The organism is Lysinibacillus sp. COL-1 (assembly GCF_059814265.1).
This window is the reverse complement of the sequence record NZ_JCAWSJ010000004.1, coordinates 1,583,657-1,599,111: the sequence shown is the minus strand read 5'-3', so window position 1 is coordinate 1,599,111 and position 15,455 is coordinate 1,583,657. Positions and strand designations below refer to the sequence as shown.

14 protein-coding genes are annotated in these 15,455 nt (G+C 38.7%); 4 read left to right on the top strand and 10 right to left on the bottom strand.

The features are described from left to right. The first annotated feature begins 10 nt into the window (after window positions 1-10). From AC6BKE_RS16045 to AC6BKE_RS16035, 3 genes are read left to right on the top strand one after another with little or no spacing between them, the layout of a single operon-like run. Window positions 11-727, top strand: a complete 717-nt coding sequence (locus tag AC6BKE_RS16045; protein ID WP_058844720.1) for a (Fe-S)-binding protein — start codon at window positions 11-13, stop codon at window positions 725-727. A gap of 15 nt (window positions 728-742) precedes the next feature. Further along, window positions 743-2,173, top strand: coding sequence for a LutB/LldF family L-lactate oxidation iron-sulfur protein (locus AC6BKE_RS16040; RefSeq protein ID WP_036129209.1), 1,431 nt, complete (start codon window positions 743-745; stop codon window positions 2,171-2,173). Continuing rightward, complete coding sequence (locus AC6BKE_RS16035) at window positions 2,170-2,886, top strand: LutC/YkgG family protein (RefSeq protein WP_058844719.1); 717 nt, start codon at window positions 2,170-2,172, stop codon at window positions 2,884-2,886. Before AC6BKE_RS16040 ends, AC6BKE_RS16035 begins: the two co-directional genes overlap by 4 nt. A gap of 78 nt (window positions 2,887-2,964) precedes the next feature. Here AC6BKE_RS16035 and AC6BKE_RS16030 read toward each other — a convergent pair whose 3' ends face one another. Then, window positions 2,965-4,260, bottom strand: coding sequence for an MFS transporter (locus AC6BKE_RS16030; protein WP_036129204.1), 1,296 nt, complete (start codon window positions 4,258-4,260; stop codon window positions 2,965-2,967). A 123-nt stretch (window positions 4,261-4,383) separates the two neighbouring features. On the opposite strand from AC6BKE_RS16030, the gene AC6BKE_RS16025 reads away from it, so the two are divergent. Next, complete coding sequence (locus AC6BKE_RS16025; protein WP_058844718.1) at window positions 4,384-5,634, top strand: helix-turn-helix domain-containing protein; 1,251 nt, start codon at window positions 4,384-4,386, stop codon at window positions 5,632-5,634. Window positions 5,635-5,672: 38 nt separating this feature from the next. On the opposite strand, the gene AC6BKE_RS16020 is transcribed toward AC6BKE_RS16025, so the two are convergent. From AC6BKE_RS16020 to AC6BKE_RS15980, 9 genes are all read right to left on the bottom strand, one after another. Then, on the bottom strand, window positions 5,673-7,577 hold the full coding sequence (locus AC6BKE_RS16020) for an endonuclease MutS2 (RefSeq protein WP_499857250.1): 1,905 nt from the start codon (window positions 7,575-7,577) through the stop codon (window positions 5,673-5,675). 590 nt (window positions 7,578-8,167) lie between these two features. Next, window positions 8,168-9,076: an EamA family transporter RarD gene (gene rarD / locus AC6BKE_RS16015; protein ID WP_058844716.1), complete on the bottom strand. Its 909-nt coding sequence runs from the start codon at window positions 9,074-9,076 to the stop codon at window positions 8,168-8,170. A gap of 135 nt (window positions 9,077-9,211) precedes the next feature. Continuing rightward, a complete protein-coding gene (locus AC6BKE_RS16010; RefSeq protein WP_036129188.1) occupies window positions 9,212-9,748 on the bottom strand; it encodes a hypothetical protein in 537 nt (178 codons plus the stop codon). A gap of 232 nt (window positions 9,749-9,980) precedes the next feature. Beyond that, window positions 9,981-11,150, bottom strand: coding sequence for a toxic anion resistance protein (locus AC6BKE_RS16005; RefSeq protein ID WP_036129184.1), 1,170 nt, complete (start codon window positions 11,148-11,150; stop codon window positions 9,981-9,983). A gap of 469 nt (window positions 11,151-11,619) precedes the next feature. After that, complete coding sequence (locus tag AC6BKE_RS16000) at window positions 11,620-12,864, bottom strand: ABC transporter permease (protein ID WP_499857247.1); 1,245 nt, start codon at window positions 12,862-12,864, stop codon at window positions 11,620-11,622. Then, window positions 12,848-13,753, bottom strand: coding sequence for an ATP-binding cassette domain-containing protein (locus AC6BKE_RS15995; RefSeq protein WP_141903045.1), 906 nt, complete (start codon window positions 13,751-13,753; stop codon window positions 12,848-12,850). The genes AC6BKE_RS16000 and AC6BKE_RS15995 overlap by 17 nt, the downstream gene beginning before the upstream one ends. 13 nt (window positions 13,754-13,766) lie before the next feature. Continuing rightward, on the bottom strand, window positions 13,767-14,297 hold the full coding sequence (locus AC6BKE_RS15990; RefSeq protein WP_036129170.1) for a DUF2812 domain-containing protein: 531 nt from the start codon (window positions 14,295-14,297) through the stop codon (window positions 13,767-13,769). A gap of 76 nt (window positions 14,298-14,373) precedes the next feature. Continuing rightward, entirely contained in the window at window positions 14,374-14,910 is a 537-nt protein-coding gene (locus AC6BKE_RS15985; protein WP_499857244.1) for a DUF2812 domain-containing protein, read from the bottom strand. Window position 14,911: 1 nt separating this feature from the next. Continuing rightward, on the bottom strand, window positions 14,912-15,226 hold the full coding sequence (locus AC6BKE_RS15980; protein ID WP_036129164.1) for a PadR family transcriptional regulator: 315 nt from the start codon (window positions 15,224-15,226) through the stop codon (window positions 14,912-14,914). Window positions 15,227-15,455: the final 229 nt, after the last annotated feature.

The following is a 15,455-nucleotide window of genomic DNA, read 5'->3' as shown; positions in this document are numbered from 1 at the left end:
AGCGATAAAGATGAAAGTCACACTATTTGCCACTTGCCTAGTGGATTTGTTTCAAGGGGATGTAGGGAAAGCCGTTGTTGAGGTGTTAGAGAGACTTGGCTGTGAGATTGATTTTCCAGAGGATCAAATTTGCTGTGGTCAGCCTGCCTACAATAGCGGCTATGTGAAGGAATCGAAAAATGCGATGAAAAAAATGATTACAGCCTTTGAGCATGCTGAATACGTCGTCTCCCCCTCAGGTTCTTGTGCTTATATGTTAAAAGAATATCCTGAGGTTTTTAAAGAAGACCCGATCTGGGCAACAAAGGCACAAGCATTAGCAGATAAAACCTATGAATTTACAGAGTTTATTGTCAACGTTTTAAAGATAAACGATGTCGGAGCTCATTTAGAAGGCAAAGCTACTTATCACACATCCTGTCATATGACACGATTGCTTGGTGTAACAGATGCACCTTTTCAATTATTAAAAAATGTCAAGGGCTTACACTATGTGGACCTCCCTGGCAAAGATCGATGCTGTGGGTTTGGTGGTACATTCTCAGTCAAAATGGGCAATATTTCTGGAGAAATGGTCAATGAAAAAGTACACAATGTGGAAGAAACAGGGGCAAATATTTTAATTGGGGCAGATGCTGGCTGTTTAATGAATATTGGTGGCCGCATTCACCGTCAAGGCAAGCCGATTAAAGTGATGCATATTGCAGAAGTCTTAAACTGCCGTTAAGAGGGGGAAATTAGAATGGCTATGAAAACAAGTGATGATCGCTTTCATCAACGTGTAACGAAAGAGCTGGAAAATCAATTTATGCGTCATGCTGTTTCGAGTGCCCAAGAACGTTTCCAAACACGCCGCCTTCAACAAACAAGAGAATTGGGACATTGGGAAGAATGGCGCTCGCATGGTGAGGAAATTCGCAAGCATGTTTTAGCTAATTTAGATTATTACCTCTATCAATTAAGTGAAAATGTTGCTAAAAGAGGTGGACATGTTTTCTTTGCCCAAACCGCACAAGAAGCAACAGCGTACATTCAAAGTATTGCGAAACAAAAGAATGCGACAAAAATTGTGAAGTCAAAATCCATGGTGACAGAAGAAATTAACTTAAACACGGCTTTAGAGGCGCTTGGTTGTGAAGTGATTGAGACAGACTTAGGCGAATATATTTTGCAGGTCGCAGATCACGAGCCGCCATCCCATATTGTGGCGCCAGCCTTGCATAAAAATAAGGAACAAATTCGCGATGTTTTTAAAGAAAAACAAGGCTATCGTCAAACCGAGAAGCCTGAGGAGCTTGCTCTCTATGTGCGGGAAAAATTAAGACAGGAATATTTAACCGCAGATATCGGTATTACAGGCTGCAACTTTGCTATCGCAGAAAGTGGTTCGATTACACTCGTCACAAATGAGGGCAACGCGGATTTAGTAACAGCGCTGCCGAAAACGCAAATCACAGTCATGGGGATGGAAAGAATTGTTCCTACATTTGAAGATATGGAGGTCCTTGTTAGCTTACTAACTAGAAGTGCGGTTGGTCAAAAGCTAACAAGCTATATTACCACACTAACAGGGATTAAAGGCGAGGGCGAAACGGATGGACCTGAGGAATTCCATTTAGTCATAGTTGATAATGGGCGCTCTGCGATTTTAGGTGGCGAATTTCAACCTATTTTACAATGCATTCGCTGTGCTGCCTGTGTCAATGCTTGTCCAGTCTATCGACATGTTGGCGGGCATACGTATGGCTCTATCTATTCTGGTCCTGTTGGGGTTGTCCTGTCTCCGTTATTAGGAGGCTATGATGATTTTAAAGAACTGCCATACGCTTCTACATTGTGTGGTGCTTGCACGGATGCATGCCCTGTTAAAATTCCTTTACATCAGCTGATTCATCGACATCGTCAAGTTATTGTAGAGAATGAAGGCAAAGCACCTGTGTCTGAAAAGCTTTTAATGAAGGCTTTCGGTTTAGGGGCTTCCTCCCCTACTCTCTATAAAATGGCAACAAAAATAGCTGCTCCAGCTATGTCCCCTTTTACGAAGGACCATACCATTTCAAAGGGGCCAGGCCCATTAAAGGCTTGGACTGAAGCAAGGGATTTCCCAGCACCAAATAAAGATAGTTTCCGAGATTGGATGAAGCAGCGTACAAAAGGAGGCAAGCATGAATGACAAGTATGATTCAACACCGAGAGAGCTTTTTAGCTAACATTGCTAAACAGCTTGGCCGTTCTCCTAAAACAGAACTTCCACGCCCAACTTGGCAGTATCAGCCACAAGATCGTGTGCTCAAGGAGGGGACACAGGATGAATTAGTAGAGGTTTTAATCAAGCAATGTGCTAACATTCATACGGATATTAAAATATCTAGTACGTCCACACTTCCCCAGGATTTACAAGCTATTGTTGACCATTATGGTGGTCAGTCCGTCATTACATGGAAGGACGAAAGATGGAAAGATTATGGACTATCTCCACTAATGACCGAACAATGGCCACAAGCCAATATCGAACTCTATGAATGGAATGCACAGCAACCTGAGGAAAATATTAGGCAAGCAGAAAAAGCAAATATTGGCATTACGATAAGTGAAATGACTTTGGCGGAATCAGGAACTGCTGTGCTTTTTAGTAGTAAGAATCGAGGGAGAAGCGTTAGCTTTTTACCAGAAAAATCGATTATTTTAATCCCAAAAAGTACGATTGTCCCTCGTATGACACAAGCAGCACGTTGGATTAGCGAAAAAATCCGTCGTGGTGACAACATTCCTTCCTGCATTAACTTTATAACAGGTCCCAGCAACTCAGCAGATATTGAAATGATTCTCATCGTTGGTGTACATGGCCCTATTCAAGCTACTTATTTGGTTATTGAAGATCGTTGAAATGGCTTCATCAAAAAACCCAAACGATCTACAAAACGCTGAAGTGTTTTTGATCGTTTGGGTTTTCAATTCCTCGAGCTATGTTGTTGTATTTGGAACGTTTTCACTTGAGTTTTCTTTTTCATAATACTCTGGATGTGCTTCCTTCAAGATAGATGGACGTAGCAGTGCTAGCGAAAGGATAATAATAATGATGCTTGTTACTGGTAAAATAATAGTTGCTGGTAATGTATCATATAACATTCCATAGACCACCATACCAATTGGCATCATGGACATCGCCATTGTCTCCATTAAGCCAAAGACACGCCCACGATACTCCTCTGCAATAATTTTTTGCATATACACCCCAATCGGCATATTAATGCCCATTTCGAAAATTGCGAAAATAAAGTAGATGATTAAATAAAAGATGATGATGGCTATATAGGAAAAGCTTGTGAGTAATGGGATAATTGCTAAGGCAACACTTCCAGCCAATAGCAATAAGCTCATTTTCGAAAAGCGTAACGGCACCTTCACTTCTGGTCTTGTTGCGAAATAAAGGGATGCCACAAGCATACCCGCTGCTCCTGAAGCCTCAATAAAACCAAAATGCATGGATTTTACTTTTAGCAATTCAATAATAATGTATGTTCCCCCTACAGCGATAGCAGAAAAGAACAAATTAATCCATAATGCCACCCACATAATGGTTTTAATAACTGTACGTTGCTTGATGTAATGAAACCCATTTTTCAGTCCATCCCACATCTTTTCTTTTATCACATCTGCCCCTCTTGTACTATAAAGATTAAAATCCATCGTAGCCTCTAAACAAAAGGCAATCGTATAGGCCACCATATTGACCATTAAAAATACATCCATGTTAAAAAATCCATACATCATACCACCGATGACTGGTCCCCCAATCGCAGCCACAGACATCGACAATTGATTAAAGGACATCGCACGCTGTAAACGCTCTGGATTGACTAGCGTTGCAATGGCAGATGAGAACGTTACACCAGAAAATGCTGAGCAAATCGTATTAAAAACAGTAGCTATGTAAATGGCATAAACAGACATTCCTACTGTTTCTGTATAGAGCAGCAAACCCCCTACGGTCAAAATAGTCCCTGCCTGTGCGATTAAAATCGTTCGTTTTTTCGAAAAGTTATCCGCAACATAGCCTGCTAAAGGGGCTACAAGTGCACGTGGTAGTACAGAACAAATCATATTCGTTGCAAAGCTCATCGCCGATCCTGTCATCGCTAAAATATACAAGCTGAAGCCAAACGCCATGACATTTGCTCCTAGCATGGCAATCATTTTGCTTGCCGTGAATGTCCACAAATGGTAGGTCGCCTTCTTTAATTTATCCGCTTCATTCATCCATAAATCCCTCCATTTTTTAACTAAATTAAAAAGTTTAATTATATTAAACAAAATATACCACAGCTCCCCCTTTTCACGCAATAAAAAGTTTAATATAATTAAACAAAAGGAGGCGAGGTAATGGACTCTTTAGGCACACGCATTCGCAAATTAAGGAAAGAACAAAAATTAACATTAGAAGCACTTGCTGGTGATCGTCTAACAAAAGGAATGCTAAGTCAAATAGAAAATGATAAGGCCAAGCCTTCAATGGAAAGCCTTGACTATATTGCTGAGCGTTTAGGTGTAAAGGCTAGTGAGTTACTGGAAGAAGTAACCTCATCCTCCATTCGCCAGCTTTTAGAGCAGGTTGAAATTTTATTTGCAGAAGTAAAACGTGGTGATGCAGACCATCATCAAAAAATTGTAGATTTGATTAGGCCGTCTATAGAGGGGCTTCCGCTTAGTTATGAAGCAGGCCGTTTATTGTATATTTACGCTGATGCACAGTATGAAGCGGGATTAACGACATGGGAATCCCCACTTCAACAAGCACGTATCATCTTTAAAGAAATTAATTTACTGAGCCATTGGTTTAAAACCTTCGTTCTACAAATGACCATTTTCGCTGAAAAACGTCAATATAAATTGGCTTATAGCTGTATTTTACAGGCAAAAGAAATCATTGAACAAGAGGACTATCAGCTTGATTCACGGGATGCCCTGTTAATGACTTATTATTCAAGCGTTTTACAGCTTGCCATTGGGGAGCATGAGGAAGGGAAAAAGTTAATAAACGAGACAATTGCCAACGCACATAAAAACCAACTGTTCTATAAAATTGATGATATGTATCGTATTGGTGCGTATTGTGCCATGATTGACCATGACTTTGAACAAGCGGAGCATATGTTTATGAAGTTGGAACAGTATCGGGCATTTGCCGAACGTGTTCAAGTAGATGCTTTAATTTTTATTTTACGAGCACATTATTATAATAATTACAAACTTAATTATGAGCAGGCTCTGATAGAAATAGAGCGTTTTAATGAGCTCATACATGAAGATTTTGAAATTTTGGATGCAAACTATTATTATGCTGAAAAAGGAAAGTCCTGCTATTTACTTGGTCATTATGAGGAAGCGAAGGCCGCATTTGAACACTTTACAAAAAAACCGATCTTTATTAGCCATCCGTATGACATCCTAGCTTTAAATGAGTGCTTTTCCTATAAAGCCCTTTGCTATGCCCATTTTGGGGAGCTGACAACAGCCTATGACATTGCGAAAATGGCCTACACGGATTCACTGGAATTAGTTGATTTACCCTATAAACACAAAATTGAGGAAGTCTATCGGACGATTAAGGCACAAATTGATTCCATATCCTAAAATAAAGGGATTGCACAGCCTCGTGCAATCCCTTATTTTTACTGCTGACGATCGTTCTTCATTTGTTTATGGATTTTACGCAACGCCTTTTTGGAGCCTCGTTGGATATCATGCTGAAGCTTGCGTTCATGATAGTCTACAAATAATGTCTCGAGATCATACCCCTCAGGATATAGCTCCTCTGCTGGTAATTCCAAGGTAAGTCGTTTGACATGCACCTCTAGCATTTGCCTCTTATAGAATACGCTGACATTATTGTATGGATTCATTTCTTCGTAGACAATGCCTACATCATCATAATCCAATAATTTTACACGGTCGCCTTTGGCAAAGGCATATGTCGCCCCCATGCTCGTTTTCTCTGCTTGTGGCTTACGAATTTTGCTGTCTTGAACAAGCATTAGCTGATAATCCTTATTATTCAAATAATCCTTTGCCCTTTGTAAAACCGTTTCACGGACATTCATTTTTTTAGAAATCCATAGGGCATTACTCTCTCCAGACGTGCCAATTAGTAATTGATACAAAGGCTCTAGTGTTTCACTATTAAAGCGCATTGCCGCATTCATAAAATCAGGATGCATCTCTGAAAATCGTTTAATTTCGCCATAATGTGTTGTCGCTACGGTGATACAGCCCATCTGGTAAAATTCCTCTAGCATTGCAATTGCCAGTGCAGCTCCTTCATTTGGTTCTGTTCCACTGCCTATTTCATCGAACAGTAAAAGTGTATGATTATTTGCTGCCCTCATAATGTCGGACAGATTTTTCATATGGGACGAAAACGTACTTAAGGCATTTTCTATACTTTGATTGTCGCCAATATCAACAAAGATATGATCAAATATCGCCATTTCAGTTCCTTTATCCGCCACGATATGAAAGCCTGACATCGTAGCTAATGTTAAGAGACCAATTGTTTTCAACACGACCGTTTTCCCTCCAGCATTTGGTCCTGTGATAATTAAGCTACGGTAGTCCCTCGCGATAGAAAACTGTAGAGGTACTGCATTTCCTGGTAGTAAAGGATGCTTGCCATTGATTAATTGGATAAAGCCATAATCATTAATACGTGGCTCCATACCACCAATTTGTCTACTGAACTTTGCCTTGGCAAAGACCATATCATACTGGCTAATTAACTCCATGTTAATATGGATGGCTTGTAGATGTTCCATTAAAAGCCCAGATAAAGTGGCTAAAATTTGATACTCCTCTACCGCTTCCTCGGCTTTTAAGGTCGCCAATTCCACATTTAATTTAGCCACTACACTCGGCTCCATAAAAACGGTTGCCCCTTTTGAGGAAATTTCCACTACTGTCCCCTGTACATGGTTTTTATAAGAAGCCTTTATCGGAATCGTATAACGATCATCTTTTTGACTAATAAAAAACTCCTGAATGTATGTTTTATTGGCACTGTTATTCAAAAATTTCGTTAAGCGTTCTTTCATTTTTTCCTCTGTCGTCTCCATATGATGGCGAATACGCTTTAATTCGCGACTAGCAGCCGAATCCACACGATTGGCTTTGATTGCAAAATTAATTTCTTCTTCAACGCTTTTAAATTCAGCCATGGAATGGGCATAAGATGAAAGAACTGGTGCAAAAAATTCCTTATCCAGCATGAATTTTTTGATGTTACGACAGCCTCGTAAAAAGTCTGACATACTGACTAGCTCACTTGGATCTAAAATCATGCCCTTTTCAAGCTTCGTCATCAAATGCTCTATATTCGATACCCCTAAAAAGGGTACATGACCCTCTGCATCTAAAATCGCACGAGCCTCTGTTGTTTCATTCAAGCGCGTTTTGACTACCTTTAAGCTTGAGCTGGGCATTAATTTATCTAAAAGTTGTTTTCCTAATCCGCTAACACAGTAGGATTTAACAATATCTTTTAATTCATCATATTGTAATTTATCAAGAGTCGTACTATTCATTTGTTTATGCTCCTCATTGTGATGTTTTATCATACATGAAGATACCTACCCAATATTAGATAGCAATGATGGTTTTTGAACATAGCAATTGCGTCTCTAAGTAATGGACGCTTCACTTTCGGCACAAAAGCATATGGGTACAGCAACATAAAAAAGCTGTGAGGATTCCCCACAGCTTCATCTTTAAAAGGCGAGTTTTTTAGCATCACAAATAAAACCTCATCTAATTGAAGTTCCAAGCATGTGTGCCACGCTTCATAAAGTATTGTAGGTATCTACATAGGTTTTTGAAATAAATCCATGACAAATTAAGGGGTGTGTTCATGACATATATCCCCTGTCGTCATAGCCTTTATTTCATTCAATTTTTACCTAGTTAGAACCTACCGCACTCACAAACATGCACCTCGCATTAAATTATCATTGTTATCTAATTATTGACATTTTACTATATGCTAGCATGGAAGTAAAGGTTGAAAAGGAAAACTTCCTCCAATTTAAAACACCTCTTTTTCTACTTCTCCATTATTGTTATCGTGGACGTCATAATTCCATCACAAAAAAAGACCTGTAGAAACTCTACAAGTCTTTTACGAAACGGATTTATGATGGGCCTTCCTTGTTTCTATGATTTTAGACCCTGAGAATAGCAGTAAAGCCGCCCAAATAATGCTGAATGCGAGGAACTCTACTTGACTAAACGGCTCTTTGTATAGCACGATGCCTAAAATCAAGACAATGGTTGGCGCCACATATTGAATAAAGCCTAGTAAATATAAAGGAATATTTTGTGCGCCCTTCGCAAATAAAATAAGCGGCACAGCTGTGACTAACCCACTGAAGATCATCAAAATGTCTGTTTTGACATCGACATGTAAAAATGAGGCTTGATGGGTTGTAAACAGATAAATGTAATAGCCTAATGCAAACGGTAAAATCAATAATGTTTCAATCGCTAATCCCCTTGTAGGGTCCAGTGTAATTTTCTTTTTCAGTACACCGTAAATAGCGAAAGATAGCGCGATCAACAATGCTACCCATGGCACAGAGCCATAATTAATCGTTAAAATAATTACCGCAATAAAAGCAATTCCCGTCGCTACCCATTGTGCACGACTTAGCGATTCTTTAAAGAAAATCACCCCAAAAATAACAGACAAGAGCGGATTAATATAATAGCCTAAGCTCGTTTCAATTAAATGGTTATGTGTGACTGCCCAAATATACAAATACCAGTTCATTGAAATAACAAAGGATGCACCCGCAAGCTGCCAAAAATGCTTTTGATGAGACCATAAATATTTTAAATCTGCAACAAGATCCTTCCGCATTCGAAAGACGATGACAGCCAGTACCGTAAAGACAAAAGACCAAATGACACGGGATAATAAAATTTCCATACTTGGTACATGTTCAAGTAGTTTCCAATATAAAGGGAATGCTCCCCAAAAGGCATAGGCTAAAATAGCAGCCAAAACCCCTTTTTTCTCATTTGACATGGCCAATAACGCTCCTACTCTTATTGAAATCGATGAACGACTTCACATACTCTTAAACTAGTTAAAGAATAGACCCATTATAGGACTTTGTGCGGCAACTGTAAATGCCAAATTTCAAGTGCCTGACAATAGCTGTTAGCCTTTTGGCTCAGATTCTAGCTCGGAAATGTATCTTCGCACGGTGCTATAGCTAATATCTGGATTGATCTGGCGTTTGATGCGAATATGGATTTCTTTAATTCCAACCCCTTGTTCACGCATATCTCGAATCATCGACTTCAAAGGACCCGTCAGTGACTCTCTAGACATAGCTGTATATTTACTTAATTCAATCAGTAGCTCCGTATTTTGTTGGCGGAGCACCTTCATCTCCTCTATCACACAATTGTATTCGGTTACCTTTTTCTGTAGCACCATATTTTGCTGCTTGACCTTTTGCAAATCCTCTGTAAGCTGAGCATTTTGTTTTTTTAGCATTTTTCGTTCTCGTTCTAAACTTGTTTGCTTGTTATCTAAATCTGTATGCATAGTATTGTACAGTTCTTCCATATGCAACAGTTCTAAATAGCGGCTTTGTGGAACGATCATTAAGCTATCTGTCGTATAGAGAGCAATCGTGCCATCTTTAAAAGGCTCATACGACAATGTAGAGGGCTTTAGTTTATTTGGCATTCGTTTTTCACTCCTCCACGAATCAATTCATGTAATCCTATTGCTTGAAGTAACATTTATCCGCTTCCTTTTTCATTTGATAATCATTCTCATTTAATTTTATCATAATCAGTATTTTGCTTTTTGTCAAAAAACAATTTTCACTTGGCGTAATACTTCCATTTGAGACAGAGTCACGTCATACATGGCATAGAAAAAGCTTCCTGCCAAATGATTGCAGGAAGCTTTAGACTTACATTTTTTTCAGTTTTTCATATTCCAATTGCAAACGTTCAATTCGTTTACGACCTTCTTCACGGTTTCTAGCTGTTTCTGCTTGTATTTGCTTCGTTTCTTGAATACCAGCCATAATCGTTTGCCATGTTGTTTCAATCGTTTCGATTTTAATGCTTGGGCTACCAGCTTGACGTGCGATATTCACACTGTTTTTACTAATATTTTCAGCATTGCGAACAAGCATTTCGTTTGTACGACGGTCCAGTTCAACCATCGAATCGGAAATTAGCTTTTGGCGTTTCAATGTGACTGCATGAATTAACCCTTGTTTAAAGATGGGAATCGTCGTCACAAAGGCAGAGTTAATCTTACCAATTAAATGGTTATTCCCCTGCTGCATTAAGCGAATTTGAGGTGCTGATTGGAATGATACTTGCTGTGCCATTTCTAAATCATAGCGACGTTGCTCTAATAATTCTACAGCGCGTAGCATTGTTTCATATTCCATTGCTGCCAGTTGATCACCTGTTTGTGCCTTTTGCTCAAGTGCAGGTAATGATGCGCGAACCTCTTCTGTTTTTACTTCAATCGCTGCAACAAATTTACTTAATGACTGGAAGTAGTTTAAATTTTGGTCATACAGATTTTCAAGGTCGATGGTATTACGCTTCATTTCACCTTCATACTTTTGAATTTCACGAAAAATAACATCTACTTCTTTGTTCATGCTGTCATATTTAGATAAGAACCTTTCCAATTGCTCTTTCCCTTTATTAAAGAGCTTGGAGATGAAACCGCCCTTTTTCTCTTCCGCAAAATCTTGTGGATCGAACTTATCCATAATTTTATTAAGATTATTTAATAGCACACTCGACTCTTCCAGCTTACTGGCTTTCATCGTTGCGAGCATTTTATCTGAAAAGGTAGAAATGCCACTTGCTGTTTCTTTACCAAGCTCAAGCATAGCAATTTGATCTTTCACATCAATTTTTTGTGCCAGTGCATGAACCTCAGGATCTTGCTTTAACACCAGCTGATTTTGTGCAATTTGCGATAACTCCTGCTCTGACACAAGTACCGGCTTTTGCTCAGATGCCTGTTGAACTAGTGGATTTGGCTGTAATAAAGGATTTTCTGAAGCGAATGGGTCCTTGGATTTTAAAAGATCATTGTTGAATTCAGACATACGTTTTACCCCCTGCAATTTATCTCTACTAATTACTTACGATTACCATGTAAAAAAGTTTCATTTCCTACAGTATGAAAAAATACGAGTTTGTTACATTATAGTCATTCTGGTGAAGCCTATATTGTAAGCTATATTGGTTAGGGTGAGCATTATGAATAAAAACCTCTATCTGGGCACGATGAAGGAGAATGTCTTCCATTTCTTTATTGATGGGACATCGCTGTTGAAGTTTTTGAAAGAACTGAGCTTTTTCCTCAGGTGTTGTTAAACGACACTTTGGCTTTAGGGCAAGAAGCGCGTCCACCTCTGATTTAGTTAACATAGTCTCACCCCTTTTTTAAATTATAGCTTCTTTCTATACAAAATTCGACTGATTCCGTAAATTCCTTTGCATTGTTTGCTAGCAATGGCATCTAATGACCAAAAAAACAGCTACATCATCCATGTAGCTGCTTTTGGTCTTGTGTTATGTTGTTACCTTTAATACCGTTTTAATTTTTTGAATGACACCGCCAGAGCTATATGTCAATACACTGCGTTTATAGAACGTTAAACTAAATAGGTACACGACAACAATCGTTGCGATTAAAATACCTAAGGATAATAGTGGAACAATACCTCCGATATCTGTAGCACCAATTCGCATTGGCATGATCATACCAGAAGTTAACGGGATATAAGAGAAAATTTTAATGATTAATGTATCCGGATTCCCCATGCCTGTAAGCATGACATAGAAGCCAATGATCGTAATAATCATCGCTGGCATTAAAACTTGACCCGCTTCTTCTACCTTTGATACCAATGAACCAAACAATGCACCAATGATTAAATACAGAATGACCGTTAACAACAGGAATACGATAGCATAGATTACATAGCCAATAGATAACTCCTTGATAATGCTAGCAGCCGCATCCCATACCATGCCACCTTTAATAAATTTCGCATAGATGAGGAAAACTGCTGCAATAATACCCATCTGTGTTAAAGCCAGCAATAATACACCAGCAATTTTCGCTTTAAAATGTGTCGCTGGTTTGACACTTACTAGGAGCATTTCCATTGCTCGTGAGCCTTTTTCAGAGGCAATTTCAGTCGTAATCATCGATAGGAATGTAGAAATGAAGAAATAGATTAAAATGCCGACAGCATAGGAAACAACTAACCCTGATTGCTTTTCTTCCTCACTTTTCCCACCTGCTGATTCCTCATTTAAGTTTTTCGTTGAAATCGTTGTTTGAGCTGCCATAATTTGTGCTGCTTGCTCAGGTGATAACGATAATTGCTGTACGGCATAATGCTGACCAGCATACTGCAATAAGGATGACAATGTGGATTGATCGTTCAATTTCAATGGTGTGAACGTCGCTATTTCTGCTTGTAGCTGACCATCTTGATCGTTAATCGTCACAATCGCATCAAGCTTGCCATCCTTTACTTTTTTTTCAAGTTTTGAAACATCCTGTTCATCCTGAATAAAGGCCATATCCCCATTGGAGACAAAGATTCCACTTAAATCTGCAGAAGTTTCATTAATAATGGCGATTTGCTGTGCTTCATCATCACCCGTAAATAGCTCTTTAATTTCTGACCAGAATACAGCTACAGACATGACAAGGACATATAAACAGGTCATTAAGATAAACGATTTGGACTTGATTTTAGATTTATATAATTGCTTCATTAGTAAACTAAACTTCGACAACATGGCCACCTACCTTGTCTTTAAAGATTTCATCTAACGATAAATAATCCAAGCTGAATTTTTCAATATATTTCCCATTGGACAGCTGCTCAAAAATACTTTGGGCAAAGCTTTCGTCTGCTAATGTAAGAACCGTTTGCTCCTTCTCTACACGCACATCCTTGACGCCTTCTAGTGCCAATAGCTGTGTCGTCGACCAATCCGTACGAACTGCAAGCTTTGTTTTACCATATTGTTTCTTTAAATCTAGTAAGCTTCCAGAAAATAAAGAGACACCTCGTTTTAATAAGCACAAATGATCACAAAGCTCCTCGACATTATCCATTTGGTGACTGGAGAATAAAATGGTCGTACCCTGCTCTTTTAATAGTAAAATCGCATCCTTCAGTAAATCTTTATTAACGGGATCTAGTCCACTAAATGGTTCATCTAAAATTAAAAACGCTGGTTTATGGATAAAGCTTGCAATGAGCTGAACCTTTTGCTGGTTCCCCTTTGATAATGTTTCTGCCTTATCTTTACGTTTTTCTTCCAGTTCAAAGCGTTGAATCCAAAAATCTATTTCTTTTTTTAGCGCTGCTTTTTTCATACCACGTAGCTCACCAAAAAAGTACAACTGCTCCTCTACCTTCATCGTTGGGAAAATACCCCGCTCCTCGGGTAAATAGCCAAGGATATCTCGGTTAATGGCATTGACTGGCTGACCACTCCAAGTAATTGTACCCGCCGTCGTTTCCTGTAAATCTAAAATCATTCGGAATGTCGTTGTCTTCCCTGCACCGTTTTGTCCAATCAGACCAAAAATTTCACCTTTTTCAATGGTAAAATTCAAATCATCCACAGCTGTAAAATCCTTGTACTTCTTTGTAACACGCTGTAACTGTAATGTCATGTTGTCATCCTCCTTATCCTTCAAATATATGTAAGTCTTGTTTTAAGCCCTTTTTGCGGTTTTCATTTTTCACAATAGGAATGACCAGCAGTAAGGCTACGATCAAGCTCATGCATCCTACACTAGTATTCACTAGTCCTGCAGCAGATTCCCATAAACCTAGCGCTATATTATAAATACCAGTCATTAAATTTAACAGTAACACGAGTATAAAAAAGCGATTCATTGATTTTATATAGTTAAATTTGGAAGTGGTATCTGTAAATATTTCAAAGGGTCCCTCTGATTTTAGTTTTCGATAATAGGCCCATCCACCAAATTTGGACACACACTCAATATTCATCGCGTCTAGAAACTCAAAATAATCCTTTGATTTTCTATTCACAAATTCATTTCGATAAATATATAGTTCTGGTGTGCCTTTTTCAAATACAAAGTAACCTGCCACTGTTTTTTTTAGATTCCACCCCCGATCCGCCATATCATTGACCCATCGTTCTTCCTTTTCGTAATCCATAAAAAAACGATACATCCTTTTTTTCATCTAATCTCACCTCTACTATGAAGTCATGCTTAAATTTTCATTATTTTCTGATTTCCCGGAAAATAATGCTCGCTTGTTAATCTGAAAATACATTTAATTCTCTCTTTAATCGATTACGTACACGCATAAGCTTATAGAGTGGGAGAGAGAATAATACGACAACAACTAGATTCAACGTATTCAATGTGAAACCAACCCAGTCAGTCGTTTGCTCCGAAAAATCGCCCATTAAACCGATGATACCAATGAACAAATTAAGTAGAATAAGGGAAAACAACAGTGACATCTTTTTTGACAAGTTGCCAATTTTGGTTTTTTTATCTGTATAGAGCTCAAATGGACCTTCCTGTGCTACTTTTCTAAAAAACACAAAATTGCCAGAGCGATCAACCTGTTCAATGCCAGAGGATTGAAGAAATTCCAGGTAGTCCTCTTCATAGTGACTGCCAAATCGCTCCAATTCATCGTGGCGATAAATATAGCGACCTGGTTCTCCTCGTTCAAACGTAAACCGAATCCATGTGAATTTTTTTAAATGCCAGCCCTGACAAGCCATGTCATTAACCCACTTCTCTATTGCATAGGGATTAATCATCAAGCGATATTTATGCATATTATTCAACTCCTTTCGTTATACGGATACCATTGTCAAAAAGTTCCCTTAATCTCAAAATTTCATATTCAATGACCGTTTTTCCAGTAGCGGTAATGATATATTCTTTCTTTCTCCCATCTTCATCAAGCGCCTCTATCCAGCCTCGTTCTAGCAATGTTTTAATCGCACCATAAATGGTACCTGCGCCTAAACGCACTCGCCCATTGCTCATTTCCTCCACTAATTGCATAATGCCATAGCCATGCCTAGCCTCGTATAATGCTAATAAAATATAATAAACGCCCTCTGTTAATGGCGGATGTTCCTGTGTCATCTAAATCCCCCCTTATATCGCCCATCAATATATCGTCAGTCGATATAATTAAAATATATCAGCAGTCGATATAGTTGTCAATACTCTTCCATTATGTTGCAAATAAAAATATACTTCGTTAGCATGTAAGTAATTACTTGCACGAAAGGAACTGCACAACGAATTATCGAAGCTGCTCTACAATTGATAAGTGAAAAGGGCTATACAGCTCATCATCCTTGTGACAATC

Coding starts and splice junctions, on each gene's coding strand:
- AC6BKE_RS16045 (WP_058844720.1), top strand. CDS start 11: ATGAAAGTCACACTATTTGCCACTTGCCTAGTGGATTTGTTTCAAGGG.
- AC6BKE_RS15980 (WP_036129164.1), bottom strand. CDS start 15,226: ATGACACAGGAACATCCGCCATTAACAGAGGGCGTTTATTATATTTTA.
- AC6BKE_RS16025 (WP_058844718.1), top strand. CDS start 4,384: ATGGACTCTTTAGGCACACGCATTCGCAAATTAAGGAAAGAACAAAAA.
- AC6BKE_RS16020 (WP_499857250.1), bottom strand. CDS start 7,577: ATGAATAGTACGACTCTTGATAAATTACAATATGATGAATTAAAAGAT.
- AC6BKE_RS16035 (WP_058844719.1), top strand. CDS start 2,170: ATGACAAGTATGATTCAACACCGAGAGAGCTTTTTAGCTAACATTGCT.
- AC6BKE_RS16005 (WP_036129184.1), bottom strand. CDS start 11,150: ATGTCTGAATTCAACAATGATCTTTTAAAATCCAAGGACCCATTCGCT.
- AC6BKE_RS16040 (WP_036129209.1), top strand. CDS start 743: ATGGCTATGAAAACAAGTGATGATCGCTTTCATCAACGTGTAACGAAA.
- AC6BKE_RS15990 (WP_036129170.1), bottom strand. CDS start 14,297: ATGAAAAAAAGGATGTATCGTTTTTTTATGGATTACGAAAAGGAAGAA.
- AC6BKE_RS16030 (WP_036129204.1), bottom strand. CDS start 4,260: ATGAATGAAGCGGATAAATTAAAGAAGGCGACCTACCATTTGTGGACA.
- AC6BKE_RS16010 (WP_036129188.1), bottom strand. CDS start 9,748: ATGCCAAATAAACTAAAGCCCTCTACATTGTCGTATGAGCCTTTTAAA.
- AC6BKE_RS15985 (WP_499857244.1), bottom strand. CDS start 14,910: ATGCATAAATATCGCTTGATGATTAATCCCTATGCAATAGAGAAGTGG.
- AC6BKE_RS15995 (WP_141903045.1), bottom strand. CDS start 13,753: ATGACATTACAGTTACAGCGTGTTACAAAGAAGTACAAGGATTTTACA.
- AC6BKE_RS16000 (WP_499857247.1), bottom strand. CDS start 12,864: ATGTTGTCGAAGTTTAGTTTACTAATGAAGCAATTATATAAATCTAAA.
- rarD (WP_058844716.1), bottom strand. CDS start 9,076: ATGTCAAATGAGAAAAAAGGGGTTTTGGCTGCTATTTTAGCCTATGCC.